Origin of the sequence: Nocardia sp. NPDC004654 (assembly GCF_040609595.1) — a bacterium.
Classification (GTDB): domain Bacteria; phylum Actinomycetota; class Actinomycetes; order Mycobacteriales; family Mycobacteriaceae; genus Nocardia.
In genome coordinates this window covers 18726-37923 of record NZ_JBEXKI010000015.1, presented here as the reverse complement: position 1 = coordinate 37923, position 19198 = coordinate 18726, and the positions used below count along the sequence as shown (strand labels likewise).

The following is a 19198-nucleotide window of genomic DNA, read 5'->3' as shown; positions in this document are numbered from 1 at the left end:
ACGCCGGAGTGTCCGACGAGGGCGGATTCGACTTCGGCGGTGGAGATGCGGTGGCCGGAGACGTTCATGACGTCGTCGACCCGGCCGAGCACCCAGAGCGCCCCGTCCTCGTCCACCTTCGCGCCGTCACCGGCGAAGTACCAGCCGTCGGCAGCGAAACGTGCCCAATAGGTTTCGCGGAACCGGTCCATGTCGCCCCAGATCCCGCGCAGCATGGACGGCCACGGCTGGTCCAGCACCAGGAGACCGGAGCGGCCGCGCTCGAGGCCGGTGCCGTCGTCGTCGACGACCTGCGCGGAGATGCCGGGCAGCGGGGTCATCGCGGCGCCGGGTTTGGCGGCGGTGACGCCGGGCAGCGGGGAGATCATGATGGCGCCGGTCTCGGTCTGCCACCAGGTGTCCACGATGGGTGTGGCGTTCGCGCCGACGACCTCGCGGTACCAGCGCCAGGCCTCCGGGTTGATCGGCTCACCGACCGAGCCGAGAAGTCGCAGCGAGGAAAGGTCGTGCGCGTCGGGGATCTCGCGCCCCCATTTCATGAACGTGCGCACCAGGGTCGGCGCGGTGTAATAGATGGTGACGCTGTACTTTTCGATGATCTCGAAGTGCCGGTGCTCGGTGGGGGAGTTGGGGGTGCCTTCGTAGATGACCTGGGTGGCGCGGTTGGACAGGGGCCCGTAGACGATGTAGCTGTGGCCGGTGACCCAGCCGATGTCGGCGGTGCACCAGTAGACGTCTTGTCCTGGTTTGTGGTCGAAGACGTAGTGGTGGGTGTAGGAGGTTTGGGTGAGGTAGCCGCCGGAGGTGTGCAGGATGCCTTTGGGTTTTCCGGTGGTGCCGGAGGTGTAGAGGATGAACAGCGGGTGCTCGGCGTCGAAGGGCTGGGGTTCGTGTTCGGTCGAGGCTTGGGCGACGGTCTCGTGCCACCACAGGTCGCGACCCTCGGTCCAGGGGACCTCGATGTTCGTGCGGCGCACCACCAGCACGTGTTCCGCGCTGGAATCCCCGTCGGCGAGCGCCTCGTCGACCGCGGCCTTGAGTGGGGCGGCGGCCCCGCGCCGCCACTGCCCGTCGGTCGTGATCACCAGTCGCGCGCCCGCGTCGTCGACGCGCTGGCGCAGGGCGGTGGGTGAGAAGCCCGCGAACACCACCGAGTGGGTCAGCCCGAGCCGCGCGCAGGCGAGCATCGAGACGATCGCCTCGGGCACCATCGGCATGTAGATGGCCACCCGGTCACCCGCCCGCAGGCCGAGTTCGGTGAGATAGTTCGCCGCCCGGCAGACATCGGCGAGCAGTTCGGCGTAGGTGATGTCGCGGGAGTCGCCCGGTTCGCCTTCCCAGTGGATGGCGACCTGGTCGCCGTGACCATCGAGGACGTGACGGTCCACGCAGTTGTAGGCGACGTTGAGCTCGCCCCCGTCGAACCACTTGGCCACGGGAGCGTCGCTCCAGTCCAGCACCCGGTTCCACTTGCGATGCCAGTGCAGTCGCTCGGCCTGCTCGGCCCAGAACGCGTCGCGATCGTCGGCGGCCCGGTACAGCGAGGCGTCGGCGTTCGCCGCGGCGGCGAACTCGGCGCCGGGCGGGTAGACCACGGGGATCGCGGTGCCGGGTTCGGTGGTGGCGCTGGTCAAGTTACATCTCCAATCAAAAAAGCCTGAGCGGCAACGGGGCAGGTGTCGGGCCCCGGTGTTGCCGGGACCCGACGGGCGCCGCGCCGTTGCGGCGAGTCCTGCGGTGGTCCCGGCGGGACGGGACCAGAAGGTCAGTGCACGACCGCCTTCTCCGCGCCCACTCCGGTGAGCGAGCGAACCTCCATCTCGGCGGCCTTCGCGGGGTTCTCCGGTGTGCGGCCGCCGACGAGGGTGCCGATCACGCCGAGCGCGAATGCCAGAGGGATGGAGACGATTCCGGGATTCGACAGGGGGAACCAGTCGAAATCCGAGCCGGGCAGCATGGCGCTCTTGCTGCCCGACACCGCGGGCGAGAACACGATGAGCACGATGGTCGAGATCAGGCCGCCGTACATACTCCACAGCGCGCCGGTGGTGTTGAACCGCCGCCAGAACAGCGAATACACGATCGTCGGCAGGTTCGCCGCCGCGGCGACCGCGAAGGCCAGTGCCACCAGGAACGCGATGTTCTGCCCGTTGGCCAGGATGCCGAGGCCGATGGCGAGCACGCCGATCACCACCGCGGTGATGCGCGAAACTCGCACCTGCGCTGACTCGTCCGCCTTGCCGCGCTCGAGCACGCTGCCGTAGATGTCGTGCGCGAACGAGGCCGCCGCGGTGATGGTGAGCCCCGCGACCACCGCGAGGATGGTGGCGAAGGCGACCGCGGAGATGATGCCGAGCAGCACCACACCGCCCAGTTCGAAGGCAAGCAGCGGCGCCGCCGAATTCTGGCCGCCCGCGGCGGCGAGGATGCGGTCCGGGCCGACGATCGCGGCCGCACCGTAGCCGAGCACCAGCGTGAACAGGTAGAACGCGCCGATCAGGGCGATCGCCCACACCACCGAGCGGCGGGCCTCCTTGGCGGTCGGCACGGTGTAGAAGCGCATCAGCACGTGCGGCAGGCCCGCGGTGCCGAGCACGAGGGCCAAGCCGAGGGAGACGAAGTTCAGCTTGGAGGTCTCGTTCGCGCCGTACTGCGCGCCGGGGGCGAGCACGTCACGCGAGGCGACGGCCTTGTTGGTGGAATCGGAGACCATCTGCTGCGCCGAGCCGAGGATGTCGGAGAAGTTGAACCCGAACTTGGCCAGCACCATCACGGTCATCAGCGCGGCGCCGGTGATGAGCAGCACCGCCTTGATGATCTGCACCCACGTCGTGCCCTTCATGCCGCCGACCAGCACGTAGACGATCATCAGCACGCCGACCACGGCGATCACCACCGACTGTCCGGCGCGGTCGTCGATGTCGAGCAGCAGCGCGACCAAGCCGCCTGCGCCCGCCATCTGCGCCAGCAGGTAGAACAGCGAGACGGTCAGCGTGGACAGCGCCGCGGCGGTGCGCACCGGCCGTTCCCGCAGCCGGAAGCTCAGCACGTCGGCCATGGTGAATTTGCCGGTGTTCCTGAGCATTTCGGCCACCATCAGCAGCGCGACCAGCCAGGCCACCAGGAATCCGATGGAGTACAAGAAGCCGTCGTAGCCGTACACGGCGATAGCGCCCGCGATGCCGAGAAAGCTTGCTGCCGAAAGGTAGTCGCCCGCGATGGCGATGCCGTTCTGCGGGCCGGAGAAGCCACGTCCGCCGGTGAAGTAGTCCGCGGCGCTGGCGTTGTTGCGGCTGGCCCTGATCACCACCACCATCGTGACGGCCACGAACAGGCCGAAGATGGCGATGTTCGCGATGGGATTGCCGACCGTGTCGGCGGCGAGGTACTGCGTCATCATGCCCGCTCACCCTCCAGGTAGTCGCGGATGGACGCGGCACGCGGATCCAGTTCCTTGTTGGCGAAGCGGACGTAGAGCGCGGTGATCACGAAGGTGGACACGAACTGGCCGAGACCGAGCAGCAGCCCGACGTTGATATCGCCGACGACCTTGCTCGCCATGAAGTCGTGCGCGTACGCGCCGAGCAGGACGTAGCTGAGGTACCAGACCAGGAACAGCGCCGTCATCGGGAACACGAAACGGCGCAGTCGGTTGCGCAGCTCCTGGAATTGCGGACTGGCCTGCACGGCCGCGAAGTCCTCGGCGCTCGGCGCGCGCGGTGGCTTGGTGCCGTCGAGGTCGATACTTGTCATCGGAGCGTCCTAGCTTGTGACGTGGATTACTGCGGTGAAGGTAGACCGCGCCGAGCTCCGATATGCGTTGTGGCGCAGGTCACTCTGTGAAGGCGGGGATCTGTGCGGTGAACGGTCGGCTCGGCGCGACGAACGGTCGGCGGCCGAACGGCTCGGCGGTCAGCCCGCGCGCAGTCCGCGCTCGCGGTCGGCGCCCATGCCGAGCCGTTCCGGCGCGTGCATGCGCACGAAGATCCGTCGCACCGTGCGCGGAGTTTGGCCCCGCGTCAGCTTGCTCACCAGAATCATCGTCAGGAAGGCCAGCGGCACGCTGATCGCCGCGGGATAGCCGAGGATCGCGGCGAGCCATCCGTCGGCCACCGCCTCGGACGCGCCGCCGAGCACCGACACCGCCGTCGCCCCGCCCGCGACGAGACCGCCCGCGATCAGGCCCGCTCCGGCGCCCTTCGCGGTCAGCCCGCGCCACCAGATGCCCAGCACCAGCAGCGGACACAGCGTCGACGCGGCCACCGAGAAGGCCAGGGCGACCGTGCGGGAAAGGTCGAGCGAGGCGACGGTGAGCGACAGCGCGAGCGGCACAGTGCCCGCCGCCAGCGCCGCCATCCGGAAGTCCCGGATCCGGCCGCGCAGCATGTCCGTGCTGAGCACACCAGCGATGCTGACCAGCAGGCCGGAGGACGTCGAGAGGAACGCGGCGATCGCGCCCGCCGCCGCCAGCGCCGCCAGCAGTTGCCCGGGCAATCCGCCGAGCACCGAACCGGGCAGCAACAGCACCGCCGCATCGGAGGTCCCGGTGATCAGCAACTGCGGCACGTACAGCCGCGCGAACACCCCGAGCAGGATCGGGAACAGGTAGAACGTGCCGACCAGACCGATGACGGCGAGCGCGGTGGCGCGCGCGGCCCGGCCGTCGGGATTGGTGTAGAAGCGCACCAGCACGTGCGGCAACCCCATGGTGCCGAGGAAAGTGGCGATGATCAGCGAATACACTTGGTAGGTCGGGTGCGAGCCGCCGAAGCCGCCGCCGGGCGACAACCAGCTCGCGCCGTCGGCCGGAGCACCCGCGACCACCGGGACCGCGGAACCGGATTCGAGCACCATCTCGGTGCCCGCGGCCAGTTCGTGTTCGCCGGGCGTCAACGCCACCGGGCCGTCGACGCGGCGGCCGTCCACCGTGCCCGTGATCGAGACCTGTTGGCCGACACCGACCTGCACCACCACGTCGGTGGTGACGTCCACCGTGGTGCGCTCGGTGACGATCGGCGGCGCGGCCGTGCCGAGCTCGCGGTCCTGCGCCAGGAAATGACCGAGCAGCACCAGGGCGGGCAGCGCGACCGCGGTGAACTTCAGCCAGTATTGGAACGCCTGGACCAGCGTGATCGACCGCATCCCGCCGCCGGTGACATTGGCGATGACGATGGCGCCGACCGCGACGGCCCCGACCCAGCTGGGCACGCCGAGCAGAATCCGCAGCGTCAACCCGGCCCCTTGGAACTGCGGGATCAGATAGACCGCGCACACCAGCACCACCACGACCGCGGCCAACTTGCGCAAACGCACCGAGCCGAGCCGGAATTCGGCGAAATCCGGCACCGTGTAGGCCCCGGAGCGGCGCAGCGGCGCCGCGACGAACAGCAGCAGCGCCAGATAGCCCGCGGTGAATCCGACCGGGTACCACAGCGCGTCGGCGCCGTACTTGGCGATCAGCCCCGCGACACCGAGAAACGAAGCGGCCGAGAGGTATTCGCCGGAGATCGCCGCGGCGTTCCACCCGGGGCCGACGCTGCGCGAGGCGACGAGGAAATCGGAGGTGGTGCGCGCCAGCCGCACACCGTAGGCGCCGATCGCCACGGTGGCGAACGCGGCGAGCAGCAGCGCCGCGAGGGTCAGGGCGGGCGCGCCCACGTCAGTCCCCGGCCAGGTCGAGGAAATCCTCCTCGTTGCGTTCGGACAGACGGATATACAGCCGCCCGACGACGTACAGCGCGGGGAACACCGTGACACCGAGCAATAGCCAGGGCAGCCGGACACCGAGCACGACGGCCGAGGCGAGCGCGTCGATACCGAGCAGCAGCGGAATCGCGCCGAGCGCCAGCACCGTGACCACCGCGAGGCGCAGCGCCAGGCCGAGCTGGGCGCGGATGAGACCGCCGATCAACGCCTCACCGATCTCGGTCTGCTCGGCCACCTCCACGCGGGTGCGCACCCGCCGCGCGCCGCGCCGCTCGGCGAGCACCACCCGCTGGCGCGCGGGCCGCTGCGGGCCGGTCACCGAGCGGTCCAGTTGTGCCGCGGTCCGTGCACCAGCCGCTGCTTGAGCTCGCGCACTTGGCGGCGGCTGACCGGTAGCTCCACCGCCGCCGCGCTGCCCTCGGCGCGCAGGCACACCACCGTACCGCTGCCCACCGTGCGCAAGCCCGTCACCAACCGCAGCGCCACCAGGTAGGAGCGGTGCACGCGCAGGAACCCGGCGTTCTCCCAGCGGGTTTCGAGTGCGGTGAGTGGGATGCGCACCAGGTGCGAGCCCGCGCTGGTGTGCAGGCGCGCGTAGTCGCCGTCCGCCTCGACCCAGCTCACGCTGGAGCGATGCACCAGGGTGGTGACGCCGCCGAGTTCTACGGGGATCACTTCGTTCGGATCGGTGCGCGGCGCCGCGGGCGGCGGGGGAGCGGCGCGCGTCTGGGTGATGCGCCGCACCGCCTCGGCCAGGCGCGCCTCGCGCAGTGGCTTGAGCAGATAGTCCACCGCGCCGAGGTCGAAGGCGCTCACCGCCCGGTCGTCGTGCGCGGTCACGAACACCACCGCGGGCGGGTTGGCGAACTCGGAGAGGATGCCCGCCAACTCCATGCCGTCGAGGCCGGGCATGTTGATGTCGAGGAACACCGCGTCCACCGGATGGGTGCGCAGCACCCGAAGCGCGCTGGTCGCCTCGCCCGCGGTGTGGATCTCGCCGACGCCGCGCTGGGTGCGCAGCAGGTACACCAGCTCGTCCAGAGCGGGCTTCTCGTCATCCACGGCGAGCACGCGCAGCGGGCCCGCCGAGCCATCGGTGTTCTGCGTCACAACCGCTCCATCGTAAGGGCATGGTGAGCGGCGATGTTTCGGATACCCCCGACCTGGCCCGGCGTCGCGTCAGGCGCGCACGCCGGGGCGGAACTTCGGCACCCGCAGACTGACCTTGGTGCCCGCGCCCGGCGCGGTCTCGACGATCAACCCGTAGTCGTTGCCGAAGGCCGCGCGCAGCCGGTCGTCCACGTTCGCCAGCCCGACGTGCGCGGATTCGCCGGAACCCGCGGGGCCGGAACCCGTTTCGACCGCGTCGAGCGCGCCGGAGCGCAGCAGATCGGGGTCCATGCCCGCGCCGTCGTCCTCGACGCTGATCAGGCAGTCGGTGCCCGCGTCGGTGGCCACGATGGCGATGGTTCCGCCGCCCTGCCTGCCCGCGATGCCGTGCCGCACCGCGTTCTCCACCAGCGGTTGCAGGGCGAGGAAGGGCAGCACCACGCCGAGCACCTCGGGCGCGATACGCAGCCGCACCTGTAGCGCGTCGCCGAAGCGCGCCCGTTCCAGCGCGAGGTAGCGCTCGATGTTGCGCAGTTCGTCGGACAGCACGGTGAATTCCCCCGCGGCGCGGAACGAGTAGCGGGTGAAGTCGGCGAACTCGAGGATGAGTTCCCTCGCTCGATCCGGATCGGTGCGCACGAACGAAGCGATGGTGTTGAGCGCGTTGTAGATGAAGTGCGGACTGATCTGGGCGCGCAGCGCGCGCACCTCGGCGCGGTCCAGCCGGGCGCGCGAAGCGTCTAAGTCGGCGAGTTCCAGCTGGCCGCAGGCGTAACGGGCCACCTCGGCGAGCGCGCCGAGCAGCCCTGGCCCCGGCTTGCCGTTGGCGACCACGCCGAGCGCGCCCGCCGCGCCGCTGTTCTCGATCAGCAACGGCTGCGCGACCAGCGTCCGCGCGCCGTGCTCACCCTGCCCGGGACCGGCCACCAGCACCGGTCGTTCGCTCGCGGCCGCCCGCCGCGCGGCGTCGGCGAAGACTTCGGCGAGATCGGCATGGGGACCGTCCCAGGCGAGCACCTCGCCGTCGGGATCCGCGACGCCGAGCGCGTCCGCGCCGGTCAGCGCGCGCAAATGGGGCGCGGCCTCCCGCGCGGATTGGTCGGTGAGCCCGCGGCGCAGCGGCACGGCGGCCAGCGAGGCGGTGTGCAGCGCCGAGTGCACGGCGCGTTCGGCGGGTGTGGTGACCACCCGCCGCGTGCGCAGCCACACCAACAGCGCGCCGCCCGCCACCACTGCCGCCGTGACGACGGCGACGACGGTCGCGGTCACCGGACCACGGCCAGGTATCGCCCGATCATGGTCCGATTATGGACGCGCCGTTACGAGTGCGGGTCAGCCCTGGTACGGGGCGACCGCGAACTGGATCGTGCCGGGCTGCGGCAGGTGCGCCGCGCCGACCGTGATCGTCGCGGTGAATTTCCCGACGCCCGGGCTGAAGACCGCCGACTTGCCGTCGTTCATCCAGAAGCCCGGACCGTTGGGCGTCTGGGTGACCTTCCCCGTCTCGCCGGTCTCGGTGTTGCGCCAGTTCAGCGTCACCGGGACACTGCACGGCCCGAGGCCCCACATGTTCGAGGCGACGGTGAAGGCCGCGGACTGCGGGTACGCGTTGCCGTTGACGGAGGCGTCGATCTGCGCGAGGCACGCTCCGTTGGTCAGCGAGTAGACGGTCGTGAACTCGCCGCCGTTGGCCACGGCGGGGGCCGCGGTGACGGCGAGCGCGGCCGCGGACAGCGCGGCCGCCAAGGGAACTGTCTTGACTAGCGTGCTGGTCATCTTGGTGGTCATCCTCGAACCTCGTCCAGGTAGTTGCGGATTCTTGGACCTGCGTACGCGGAAGCGAGATTACCAAGATCGAGCTCACGTTCCGCACGCTTTCGATCGATCTCGCGGCTCGCGAGCGCGCTGTCGTCCTCGTCGGCGGGGCGCCTTCGCGACGGCTCTTTCCGGCCGATCTGGGCGGCCGATCGCGACGCGCCGGTGATCTTCTTCACGACGCGCCGATGATCATCCTGGCGGCGCGTGCCGGTGCGAATTCGTGTCGCAGGGGGCGCTTAGACTCGGTGCACCAACCCCCGTCGAGACCTTGGGAGGAAGGACTGTCTTGGCCGAGTCCGGATCGTTCGTTCACCTGCACAACCACACTGAGTACTCCATGCTCGACGGCGCGGCCAAGATCTCTCCGCTGTTCACCGAGGCGAAGCGACTCGGGATGACGGCGGTCGGCATGACCGACCACGGCAACATGTACGGCGCGGCCGAGTTCTACAACTCCGCCAAGAAACACGACATCAAGCCGATCATCGGCATCGAGGCCTACATCGCGCCCGGCTCCCGCTTCGACACCAAGCGCGTGCAGTGGGGCGACCCGAGCCAGAAGGGCGACGACGTCTCCGGCTCGGGCGCCTACACCCACATGACGATGGTCGCCGAGACCGCGACCGGTCTGCGCAACCTGTTCAAGCTCTCCTCGCTGGCCTCCATCGAAGGACAGCTCGGTAAGTGGGCGCGCATGGACGAGGAGATCATCGCCCAGTACGCCGAGGGCATCATCGCGACCACCGGCTGCCCGTCCGGCGAGGTCCAGACCCGGCTGCGCCTCGGCCACGAGCGCGAGGCGCTGGAGGCCGCGGCCAAGTGGCAGGAGATCTTCGGCAAGGACAACTTCTTCCTCGAGGTGATGGACCACGGTCTGTCCATCGAGCGACGGGTCCGCGAGGGCCTGCTGCGCATCGGCAAGCAGCTCGACATTCCGCCTTTGGCCACCAACGACTGTCACTACGTGACCAAGGACCAGTCGGCCAACCACGAGGCGCTGCTGTGCGTGCAGACCGGTAAGACCCTCTCGGATCCGACCCGGTTCAAGTTCGACGGTGACGGCTACTACCTGAAGTCGGCCGCCGAGATGCGCGCGCTGTGGGACGCGGAAGTGCCTGGCGCGTGCGAGAACACGGTGCGCATCGGCGAGCGCGTGCAGTCCTACGACGACGTGTGGAACTTCAAGGACCGCATGCCGGTGTTCCCGGTGCCGGAGGGCGAGACCCAGGACTCGTGGTTGCGCAAAGAAGTGGACCGCGGGCTGGCCCGCCGGTTCCCCGACGGCGTGCCGCAGGAGTACTACGACCGCGCCTACTTCGAGCTCGATGTCATCCGGCAGAAGGGTTTTCCCGCCTACTTCCTCGTCGTCGGCGACCTCGTCACGCACGCGAAAGAGGTCGGCATCCGCGTCGGCCCCGGTCGTGGTTCGGCGGCCGGTTCGCTGGTGGCCTACGCGCTCGGCATCACCAATATCGACCCGATTCCGCACGGCCTGCTGTTCGAGCGGTTCCTGAACCCCGAGCGCCCCTCCGCGCCCGATATCGATATCGACTTCGACGATCGCCGCCGCGGTGAGATGGTGCGATACGCCACCGAGAAGTGGGGCAGCGACCGGGTCGCCCAGGTGATCACCTTCGGCACCATCAAAACGAAGGCCGCCATCAAGGACTCGGCGCGAGTTCAGTTCGGCCAGCCCGGTTTCGCCATCGCCGACCAGATCTCCAAGGCGCTGCCGCCGCCGATCATGGCCAAGGACATCCCGCTCTCGGGCATCATGGATCCCGATCACGAGCGGTACAAGGAGGCCGCCGAGGTCCGCGAGCTCATCGGCAACAACCCCGATGTCGCCAAGATCTACGAGACGGCCCGCGGCCTGGAGGGCCTGATCCGCAACGCGGGCGTGCACGCCTGCGCGGTGATCATGTCCTCCGAGCCGCTGATGGACGCGATTCCGGTGTGGCGCCGCCCCCAGGACGGCGCGATCATCACCGGCTGGGACTACCCGTCCTGCGAGGCCATCGGCCTGCTGAAGATGGACTTCCTCGGCCTGCGCAACCTCACCGTCATCGGTGACGCGCTGGACAACATCAAGGCCAATCGCGGCATCGACCTGGACATGGACAACCTGCCGCTCGACGATCCCGCCACCTACGAATTGCTCTCGCGCGGTGACACTCTCGGCGTCTTCCAGCTCGACGGCGGGCCGATGCGCGACCTGCTGCGCCGCATGCAGCCCACCGGGTTCAACGACATCGTCGCCGTGCTCGCGCTGTACCGCCCCGGCCCGATGGGCATGAACGCGCACAACGACTACGCCGACCGAAAGAACGGCCGCCAGCCGATCAAGCCGATCCATCCGGAACTCGAGGAACCGCTGAAGGACATCCTCGCCGAGACCTACGGCCTGATCGTCTATCAAGAGCAGATCATGTTCATCGCGCAGAAGGTCGCCTCCTACTCCATGGGCAAGGCCGACGCGCTGCGCAAGGCCATGGGTAAGAAGAAGCTCGAGGTGCTGGAGGCCGAGTACAAGGGCTTCCACGAGGGCATGACCGCGAACGGGTTCTCCGAGGGCGCGGTGAAAGCGCTGTGGGACACCATCCTTCCGTTCGCCGGCTACGCGTTCAACAAGTCGCACGCCGCGGGCTACGGTCTGGTCTCCTTCTGGACCGCCTATCTCAAGGCCAACTACCCGGCCGAATACATGGCGGGTCTGCTCACCTCCGTCGGCGACGACAAGGACAAGGCGGCGGTCTACCTGTCGGACTGCCGCAGGCTCGGCATCACGGTGCTGCCGCCGGACGTCAACGAGTCCGAGCAGAACTTCGCCTCGGTGGGCAAGGACATCCGCTTCGGTCTCGGCGCGGTGCGCAATGTCGGCGCGAACGTGGTGGCCTCGATCATCCAGGCGCGCAAGGAGAAATCGAAGTTCACCGATTTCTCCGACTACCTGAACAAGATCGACGCCATCGCCTGCACCAAGAAGGTCACCGAATCCCTCATCAAGGCCGGCGGTTTCGACTCGCTCGGGCATCCGCGCAAGGGCCTGATGCTGATCCACTCCGACGCCATCGACGCGGTGATGACCACCAAGAAGGCCGAGGCCATCGGACAGTTCGACCTGTTCGGCGGCATGGACGCCGACGAGTCGGTGGCCTCGGTGTTCAATGTCGCGGTGCCGGACGAGGAATGGGAGTCCAAGCACAAGCTGGCGCTGGAACGCGAGATGCTCGGCCTCTACGTCTCCGGGCATCCGCTCAACGGCGTGGAGCACGTGCTCGCCGCGCAGGCCGACACCCCGATCCCCACCATCCTCGAAGGCGACGTGAAGGACGGCGCGCAGGTCACCATCGGCGGCATCCTCGCCTCGGTGAACCGGCGCATCAACAAGAACGGTCTGGCCTGGGCCTCGGCCCAGCTCGAGGACCTGACCGGTGGCATCGAGGTGCTGTTCTTCCCGCAGGCGTACTCGGTGTACGGCGCGGACGTCGTGGAGGACGCGGTGGTGCTGGTGAAGGCGCGCGTCTCGGTGCGCGACGACCGAATCTCGTTGATCGCCAACGACCTCGCCGTCCCCGACCTGTCCTCCATCGGCGTCGCCAAACCGCTCGCGGTCACCATCTCCACCCGGATGTGCACCCCGGACAAGATCGGCGAACTCAAGCGCGTCCTCTCCCGCCACCCCGGCACCTCCGACGTACACGTCCGCCACGTCGGCGCCCGCGAGAAGACCACCTTGCTCAAACTCGACGACAGCCTGCGCGTCTCCCCGTCCTCGGCCCTCTTCGGCGACCTCAAGGCCCTGCTCGGCCCGAGCTGCCTGACGAGCTGAGCCCGACGCTGCCGCGTTGACTCGAGTCGGCGCGGCACAATGGTCTTCGCAAAGGTTTTGCCGTCGCCCGCTCGATGTCGTCGTGTCCGGGCAGACTGCGGTCACGCCGGATGATCATCGGCCAGGGGCGGGGCGGTGGGTGATCCTCGGCTTCACTCAGTGCTGGATTCCGCCGTCGGCTGTGCCGATCCCGTCGGCGGAGCTGGCGTCTGCCGCGGCGTGCCGGATGACTTCGGAGTAGTGCTGGAACATCCGGGGCCAGGAATCGAGGTCGTAACGCATCAGTCGCGCCCAGCAAGTGGCCAGGACCGCCCGGGCTCGCGTGCCCGGCCAGGGCTGGGGCAGCAGTTGCGGGGGCAGCAGCGGGTCGTACTCGGTGGCCCTGGTGAATTCGGCGGCGAGTTCGACGAGCACGGTCAGTACCTCCGACTGTGACAGCTCGGCTGGACCGGTCAGCCGGTCGAGGCGAGCGCGCGCCACGCCCAGCAGTCGCTCGTGCCCGGCCGCGATCTTGTCCAGCGGCCACAGCCGTGCGGCGATCCGCCGGGGGGAGTCCAGGTCGCCGACGCGCAGGTCTGTCGTGGTGAGCCGCGTCAGGTACTCGCCGATGTCCAGCCGGTCCGCCAGGGTGTCGATGTAGGGTTCCCAGGCGTTCGGCGAGACGTAGAGGCCGCCCTGGATCGCGGCGCCGCCCAGGCGAACGATGCCGTCGCGCACGGCATCACGATCGGCACGTCGCGTTTCGGGAACAGCGAAGCCGACCAGATGCCAGACACCGTCCCACTCGGCCTGGCCGCGGTCCTGGTCGTACATGAAGCGCACGAACTCGACATCCGGCCCGATCGAACTCTGCATCTCGGCGCCGACCCGCAACGAGGCCTTGCGTCCTCGCCCCTCCTGGGTGATCAGCCCGTCGGCGACCAAACGCCTGATATGCAGACGGACCTGCTGATCCGACATTCCCAGTGCGTTGGCCACCGCGTACAACTCACCGGCATCGATGGTCGCGTCCTCGCGGATCATGCTCTCCACCAACACCCTGGTCGGAATCTCGACCGTCTCCTCCACACGCTCTCCAGGCATATGGTTAGCCTATCTCCATTCATCGTTCGAACTGGGAACGATAGTTTTGAAAATGACCTGCATGGATCGTGCGCCCACTCGCCGACACCGCCCGTCGGCCTCGACGGCAGCGACACGAGGGTGTTCGGCGTCAGAGGTGTCTTTCACGACAGTCGAGTTCTGTGTCGGGTGACGGAAACGGTCGTCTGCGGTGGAAGGTCGGGGCCCTTTCGGTCGGCCGCGGCAGCCGTGGGCGGGTGAGGCGGTGGCACCTGCGGGCGGTATCCGTGCCTCGATCCGTGACATGTCGCGTCTGACCGCCGCGATACTCGACGGCAGCGCACCGGGGATCGGCGGGCTCGAACCGGTCCCGCAGACGGCGGGGCGGCCGATCCGGATCGGTGCGGCATGGCTGACTGTGCGGCACCGGGGGCAGACGATCACCTGGCACAACGGCGGAACCGGTGGCTTCCGTTCCTTCATGGGTTTCGACCGCGCCGCCCATGCCGGAGTCGTGGTGCTCTCAGCCGCCACCGCTTCGGTCGACCGAGCAGGATTCACCCTGCTCCAGCAGTTCGCCGGGAACTGAACGGGGGCCGGTCGCCGGTCGCCTGCGCGAAGCCCGAGATCGGCAGTCCAGCAGGGGGAATGGAGAAGCCAGGGTTGGCGGCGTGTCCGCCGAGGTGAGTTCCGAAGTGCCCAGGGCGAAGATCGAGATGCCGAGGACCGGTTGCGGAACCCCGCCGTACGATCTACCCGGTCGCCCCGCGGAACAAGCGTGTGACCGGCGCTTTAACCGCGTCTTCAGCCGACGACAAGCCGCCGTGGGAAGACTTGGCGGCGTTCGACATTCCCCTCTCACCACAGGACAACGATCATGGCAACGATCCTCCGCCCCTTCCGTGCCGCACTCCTCGCGCTCACCGCCCTGGCGGCCACCCTCGTGTTCGCCGTCGCGGGCGCGGGCGCCGCGCAGGCCGGGGTGTATACGGAAATCGAGTTCGCGCCGGGCGCCAGCGAGGCGACCGTGGACGGAGCGGTCGTGCGCGGCGACGCGGACAGCTACCTGCTCGAGGCGCGCGGTGGGCAGTTGCTCTACACCGCGATCGTCGCGCTGGAGGACAACGTGAACTTCAGCATCTCCGCCCCGGACGGCCTGGTGCTGGTCGTCGAGGAGACCGCCACCGAGATCGTGTTGCCCTACGACGGCCTCTACCGCGTGCTCGTCGCGCCGACCCGTGGCAACGCCAGCTACACGCTGCACGTCGAAATCCACTGAGGCGTAGCTCGCGCCGTGCGCGGTCGGTCGATCCGTCGACCGGCCGCGTCCAGGCGCTGATCGGCGCTGGCGGGCGTACTTCCGCCGAACAAGCGCTGCCGGACGGAGTCTGTGGAAAGCCCGGCGCATGGTCGAGCGAAGGCGGAGGAACGCTTACGCCGAGACCGCGACGCCGAGTGTCAGCGCTGCGAGGAACTTCGGTCCCTCGCCGTAGAACACGTCCACGTCGCGGACCTCGAACCCGGCGGCGCGCACCAAGCCGAGGATGTCGCGATCGAGGTTGCACCCACCCGCGATCGTCTTCTGGATCGGATTGAGCCGGTGCTGCCAGGCCTGGACCTTGGCGTCCGGCGCGAGCCCGTGCTCGACGAAATGGAACGTCCCACCCGGCACCAGCACCCGGCGCACTTCCGCGAGCGCGGTCGCCACATCCGGGATGGTGCACATCGTCCAGGTCGACAGCGCCGAGTCGAAAGTGTTGTCCGGGAACGGCAGCGACTGGCCGTCCAGCCCGGCACGCTCGATCGGCACCGGTGCCCGTTCCAGGCGCTTGCCCGCCAGTTTCCAGCCCAGATCCGCCGGTTCCACCGCGCTGATCGACCGCACCGTGTCCGGATAGAACGGCACGTTGAGCCCGGAGCCGAAGCCGATCTCCACCACCCGGCCGTGCAGACCGGCACACGCCCGTTGCCGCTGCGGTTCGTTGATCCGCATGCCGCAGGCGAATTCCACCAGCCGGGGCACGACCTGATTCTCGTACAGTCCCACGCGTTCACTCTGGCAGCCCGAGTGCCGCTGCGCCAGTGCGCTCGGAGGACCGACGCCAGTGCGCTCGGAGGACCGACGCCAGTGCGCTCGGAGGACCGACGCCAGTGCGCTCGGAGGACCGACGCCAGTGCGCTCGACGGACCCGGCGTCAGTGTGTTCGGCGGGCCTGGCGTCAGTGTGTTCGGCGGGCCTGGCGCCGATGTGTTCGAGGGGCACGGCCCACTCCGTTTCGAAGGACCGGCCCCAGTGCGCTCGATGGGCGCCGCGCCGATGCCGCTCGATGGGCGCCGGTGCTGCTCGCCGCGCCGGTGCTGCTCGCCGCGCCGGTGCTGCTCGCCGCGCCGGTGCTGCTCGCCGCGCCGGTGCCGCTCGACGGACGCCGCGCCGGTGCCGTTCGGCGGCGGCCTCGCCGGGATGAGCCGGTATCGCCCAACGTGCGATGCTGGCGCGGTGACTGTCTTCGAGGTGTGGGCGCCCAAGGCCGGCACGGTGCGGCTCGAGCTCGACGGCGACGTGCACCCGATGCGGGGCTCCGCCGACGGCTGGTGGCGCGTCGAGCGGGACGCGGCCGACGGCGCGCGGTACGGATACCTGCTCGACGACGATCCCACCGTGCTGCCCGACCCGCGCTCGGCCCGTCAGCCGGACGGCGTGCATGGACGCTCCGCGCTGCACACCCTGGATCCGGGCGGGTGGACCGACCGGGACTGGACCGGACGGCCGCTGGCGGGATCGGTCTTCTACGAACTGCACATCGGCGCGTTCACTCCCGAGGGCACCTTCGACGCGGCGATCGGACGCTTGGACCACCTCGTCGACCTGGGCGTCACCGTGGTGGAGTTGATGCCGGTCAACGCCTTCGACGGCACCCACAACTGGGGCTACGACGGCGTGCTCTGGTACGCGGTGCAGGAGAGCTACGGCGGGCCGGACGGGCTGCAACGGTTCGTGAACGCCTGTCACAGGCGCGGTTTGGCGGTCTGCCTCGACGTCGTCTACAACCACCTCGGGCCGTCCGGCAACTATCTGCCCCGCTTCGGTCCCTATCTCACCGAAGGCCGCAACACGTGGGGGCTCAGCCTCAACCTGGACGGTCCGGCCTCGGACGAGGTGCGCCGCTACATCATCGGCAACGCGCTGCGCTGGTTGCGCGACTTCCACATCGACGCGCTGCGGCTGGACGCGGTGCACGCCTTGGTCGACCGCACCGCCACCCATCTGCTCGCCGAGCTGGCCGCCGAGACCGAACGCCTCGCCGCGCACGTGCGCAGGCCGCTGACCTTGATCGCGGAGAGCGATCTCAACGACCCGCGGCTGATCACGGCGCGCGCGGCAGGCGGCCACGGGCTGACCGGGCAGTGGAACGACGACCTGCACCACGCCGTGCACGCCGCGGTCTCCGGCGAGCGGCAGGGCTACTACGCCGATTTCGGTTCGATGGCCTGTCTGGCACGGACGCTGACGCACGGCTTCTTCCACGCGGGCACGTTCTCCAGCTTCCGCGGCCGCGTCCACGGTCGCCCGCTGGATCGTTCCGTGGTCCCCGGTTCGGCGCTGCTCGCCTACACCTGCACTCACGATCAGGTCGGCAACCGGGCGCTGGGCGACCGGCCGAGCGCCTACCTGACCGACGGCCAGCTCGCCGTCAAGGCGGCGCTGGTGCTGTGCTCGGCGTACACCCCGATGCTGTTCATGGGCGAGGAATGGGGCGCGCGCACGCCGTTTCAGTTCTTCACGTCGCACACCGACCCGCAGATCGGCGCGGCCACCGCGGCCGGACGCAAGGAGGAGTTCGCCGAGCACGGCTGGCCCAGCGAGGACGTGCCCGACCCGCAGGACCCCGCCACCTTCCACCGATCCAAGCTGGACTGGTCCGAACTCGCCGATCCCGCCCGGGCCAGGCTGCTCGCCTGTTACCGGGCCCTGCTCGCGATCCGCAGGGCGCACCCGGATCTCACCGATTCGTCGCTGCCGCACGTACGGGTGGACTACGATGAATGGTCCCGATGGCTCGTACTGCACCGCGGGACGCTGCACCTGGTGTGCAACCTCTCCGAAGACCCGGTGCGGGTGCCGGTAACCGGGTTCTCGCTGCTGTCCTGGGAGCCGCCGACCGAAGGGCCAACGGGCACAACGATTCCCGCGCACTCGTTCGCGCTGCTCGCCGACTCGCCCCCGGCCGCGAAAGCGCCGTGACCGCACCGAATCCCGGGTAACGGTCCGCCAACTGTCCGGGACAGGCCCATTGCCCGGTTTGTCCGTCGCCATTACCGTGGAGTGATGAGCAACGTGGCTTCAGTCAGCGGCAGCGCCGCCGCCGAATTCGGACCGCTGGTACGCGCTTTCACCAGGGCGTTCGGAAATCGTCGCGGCGCGGGTGGCGCGTTGGCGGTGCATTTGAACGGCGAACCCCTTGTCGACATCTGCACCGGCACCGCGGGCGAGGGGGTCTGGACCCGCGAAACCGGCTCGATCATCTTCTCCGCGACCAAGGGCATCACCGCCACCGTCATCCACCGGTTGGCCGACCGCGGATTGCTCGACTACAACGCTCCCGTCGCCGAGTACTGGCCCGCGTTCGCCGCCAACGGCAAGGGCGGCATCACGGTGCGGCAGGTGATGACGCACAGCGCGGGCCTCTCGGCGCTGGCGCCGATCGCGAAGAGCCCCGACGACATCCTCGACCACGAGCTCATGGAGCGGCGCCTGGCCGCCGCCAAACCCGATCGAAAACTCGGCGTGCCGACCTATCACGCGCTGACCTACGGCTGGCTGCTCGCGGGCATCGCCCGCGGGATCACCGGCAAGAGCATGGGCGAGTTGTTCCGCACCGAGGTGTCCGAGCCGCTCGGCATCGACGGGCTGCACCTGGGTCTGCCGCCCGCCGAGTCGGCCACCGTGTACGCGCCGCTGGCGGGCAGCCAGCTCAGCCTGCTCGGCAAACCGCTCGGCGCCCTCTTGCTCGGCCGCAGCCACCTCATTCCCGGTGCGTTGGGCGCGGCGACCCGCTGCCTGTTCCTGCCCGGGTTGCACGCCATCCTGGAGGGCGACGGACCGTCGATCCTGCGCACCGAACTGCCCGCGGGCAACGGCGTGGCCACCGCGTCCGCGCTCGCCACCATGTACGGCTCGGTCGCGAGCGGTCGGACGCCGGGCGGCCTGCCGTTCCTGTCACCCGCGACGATCAGGGAACTGAGCAAGGTGCGCACCTACCGCCTCGACCACGCGCTGTTCTACGCGCCGATGATGTGGCATCTCGGCTACCACTCGCTGCCGATGCCCGGCGCTCGCGGCGGCCTCGGCCACATCGGGCTCGGCGGCTCGTTCGGCTGGGCCGAACCGCGCATGGGCCTCTCGGTCGGTTTCGTGCACAACCGGCTCTCGGCCGGTCAGCTGGGCGTGGACCAGTTCTCGGCCATGTGGCTGTTGCCGCTGATCCTCAACTGCCTGCGCGCCACCCGGCGGGTCACGCTCGACGAGACGCGCGACGCGGCGGCCTGACCGACGCGGCTTCGCGTCGGCGAATGGAACGACGGTCGGCCCGCGCGCGAGCCGGTGTGGTCGGCCGACCGCCGCGAGCGACCGGCCGTCCCCGCTCTGGAGCGGACAGAGCGGGGCAGGGT

General features: G+C 69.3%; 16 protein-coding genes. 5 read left to right on the top strand and 11 right to left on the bottom strand.

Annotated features, from left to right (window positions below):
* From acs to ABZV58_RS34300, 9 genes are all read right to left on the bottom strand, one after another.
* The coding region (acs, locus tag ABZV58_RS34340) for an acetate--CoA ligase (protein ID WP_355004360.1) at positions 1-1634 on the bottom strand (1634 nt) is incomplete at its 3' end.
* A gap of 131 nt (positions 1635-1765) precedes the next feature.
* Positions 1766-3397, bottom strand: a complete 1632-nt coding sequence (locus tag ABZV58_RS34335) for a cation acetate symporter (protein ID WP_355004361.1) — start codon at positions 3395-3397, stop codon at positions 1766-1768.
* Positions 3397-3753, bottom strand: a complete 357-nt coding sequence (locus ABZV58_RS34330; RefSeq protein ID WP_355004359.1) for a DUF485 domain-containing protein — start codon at positions 3751-3753, stop codon at positions 3397-3399. Before ABZV58_RS34330 ends, ABZV58_RS34335 begins: the two co-directional genes overlap by 1 nt.
* A 159-nt stretch (positions 3754-3912) precedes the next feature.
* Positions 3913-5658 carry a cation acetate symporter gene (locus ABZV58_RS34325; protein WP_355004358.1) on the bottom strand — a complete coding sequence of 582 codons (1746 nt, stop codon included), beginning with the start codon at positions 5656-5658 and terminating at the stop codon, positions 3913-3915.
* 1 nt (position 5659) lies between these two features.
* Entirely contained in the window at positions 5660-6025 is a 366-nt protein-coding gene (locus tag ABZV58_RS34320; protein WP_355004357.1) for a hypothetical protein, read from the bottom strand.
* Positions 6022-6816, bottom strand: coding sequence for a LytTR family DNA-binding domain-containing protein (locus ABZV58_RS34315; protein ID WP_355004356.1), 795 nt, complete (start codon positions 6814-6816; stop codon positions 6022-6024). The genes ABZV58_RS34320 and ABZV58_RS34315 overlap by 4 nt, the downstream gene beginning before the upstream one ends.
* Positions 6817-6885: 69 nt before the next feature.
* The gene (locus ABZV58_RS34310) at positions 6886-8085 is read right to left on the bottom strand and encodes a histidine kinase (protein WP_355004355.1); all 1200 of its coding nucleotides are present in this window, start codon (positions 8083-8085) and stop codon (positions 6886-6888) included.
* Positions 8086-8148: 63 nt separating this feature from the next.
* Positions 8149-8592, bottom strand: coding sequence for a hypothetical protein (locus ABZV58_RS34305; protein WP_355004354.1), 444 nt, complete (start codon positions 8590-8592; stop codon positions 8149-8151).
* A gap of 8 nt (positions 8593-8600) precedes the next feature.
* Positions 8601-8810 (bottom strand): hypothetical protein, encoded by a 210-nt coding sequence (locus ABZV58_RS34300; RefSeq protein WP_355004353.1) that lies wholly within the window; start codon positions 8808-8810, stop codon positions 8601-8603.
* A gap of 110 nt (positions 8811-8920) precedes the next feature.
* Here ABZV58_RS34300 and dnaE point away from each other — a divergent pair, with 110 nt between their 5' ends.
* On the top strand, positions 8921-12466 hold the full coding sequence (gene dnaE / locus ABZV58_RS34295; RefSeq protein ID WP_355004352.1) for a DNA polymerase III subunit alpha: 3546 nt from the start codon (positions 8921-8923) through the stop codon (positions 12464-12466).
* 156 nt (positions 12467-12622) lie between these two features.
* On the opposite strand, the gene ABZV58_RS34290 is transcribed toward dnaE, so the two are convergent.
* A complete protein-coding gene (locus ABZV58_RS34290) occupies positions 12623-13549 on the bottom strand; it encodes a PaaX family transcriptional regulator C-terminal domain-containing protein (RefSeq protein ID WP_355004351.1) in 927 nt (308 codons plus the stop codon).
* Positions 13550-13739: 190 nt separating this feature from the next.
* On the opposite strand from ABZV58_RS34290, the gene ABZV58_RS34285 reads away from it, so the two are divergent.
* Positions 13740-14117 carry a serine hydrolase gene (locus ABZV58_RS34285; RefSeq protein WP_355004350.1) on the top strand — a complete coding sequence of 126 codons (378 nt, stop codon included), beginning with the start codon at positions 13740-13742 and terminating at the stop codon, positions 14115-14117.
* 288 nt (positions 14118-14405) lie between these two features.
* A complete protein-coding gene (locus ABZV58_RS34280) occupies positions 14406-14807 on the top strand; it encodes a hypothetical protein (protein ID WP_355004349.1) in 402 nt (133 codons plus the stop codon).
* 153 nt (positions 14808-14960) lie between these two features.
* On the opposite strand, the gene ABZV58_RS34275 is transcribed toward ABZV58_RS34280, so the two are convergent.
* Positions 14961-15575, bottom strand: coding sequence for a methyltransferase domain-containing protein (locus ABZV58_RS34275; RefSeq protein ID WP_355004348.1), 615 nt, complete (start codon positions 15573-15575; stop codon positions 14961-14963).
* Positions 15576-16025: 450 nt separating this feature from the next.
* Here ABZV58_RS34275 and treZ point away from each other — a divergent pair, with 450 nt between their 5' ends.
* Positions 16026-17771 (top strand): malto-oligosyltrehalose trehalohydrolase, encoded by a 1746-nt coding sequence (treZ, locus tag ABZV58_RS34270; protein ID WP_355004347.1) that lies wholly within the window; start codon positions 16026-16028, stop codon positions 17769-17771.
* 84 nt (positions 17772-17855) lie between these two features.
* A complete protein-coding gene (locus ABZV58_RS34265) occupies positions 17856-19076 on the top strand; it encodes a serine hydrolase domain-containing protein (RefSeq protein WP_355004346.1) in 1221 nt (406 codons plus the stop codon).
* The last annotated feature ends 122 nt before the right edge of the window (positions 19077-19198 follow it).

Bases quoted from the DNA above. Each gene is read 5' to 3' on its own strand.
- ABZV58_RS34335 (WP_355004361.1), bottom strand. From the start codon at position 3,397: ATGACGCAGTACCTCGCCGCCGACACGGTCGGCAATCCCATCGCGAAC.
- ABZV58_RS34280 (WP_355004349.1), top strand. From the start codon at position 14,406: ATGGCAACGATCCTCCGCCCCTTCCGTGCCGCACTCCTCGCGCTCACC.
- ABZV58_RS34330 (WP_355004359.1), bottom strand. From the start codon at position 3,753: ATGACAAGTATCGACCTCGACGGCACCAAGCCACCGCGCGCGCCGAGC.
- ABZV58_RS34305 (WP_355004354.1), bottom strand. From the start codon at position 8,592: ATGACCAGCACGCTAGTCAAGACAGTTCCCTTGGCGGCCGCGCTGTCC.
- ABZV58_RS34265 (WP_355004346.1), top strand. From the start codon at position 17,856: ATGAGCAACGTGGCTTCAGTCAGCGGCAGCGCCGCCGCCGAATTCGGA.
- ABZV58_RS34290 (WP_355004351.1), bottom strand. From the start codon at position 13,549: ATGCCTGGAGAGCGTGTGGAGGAGACGGTCGAGATTCCGACCAGGGTG.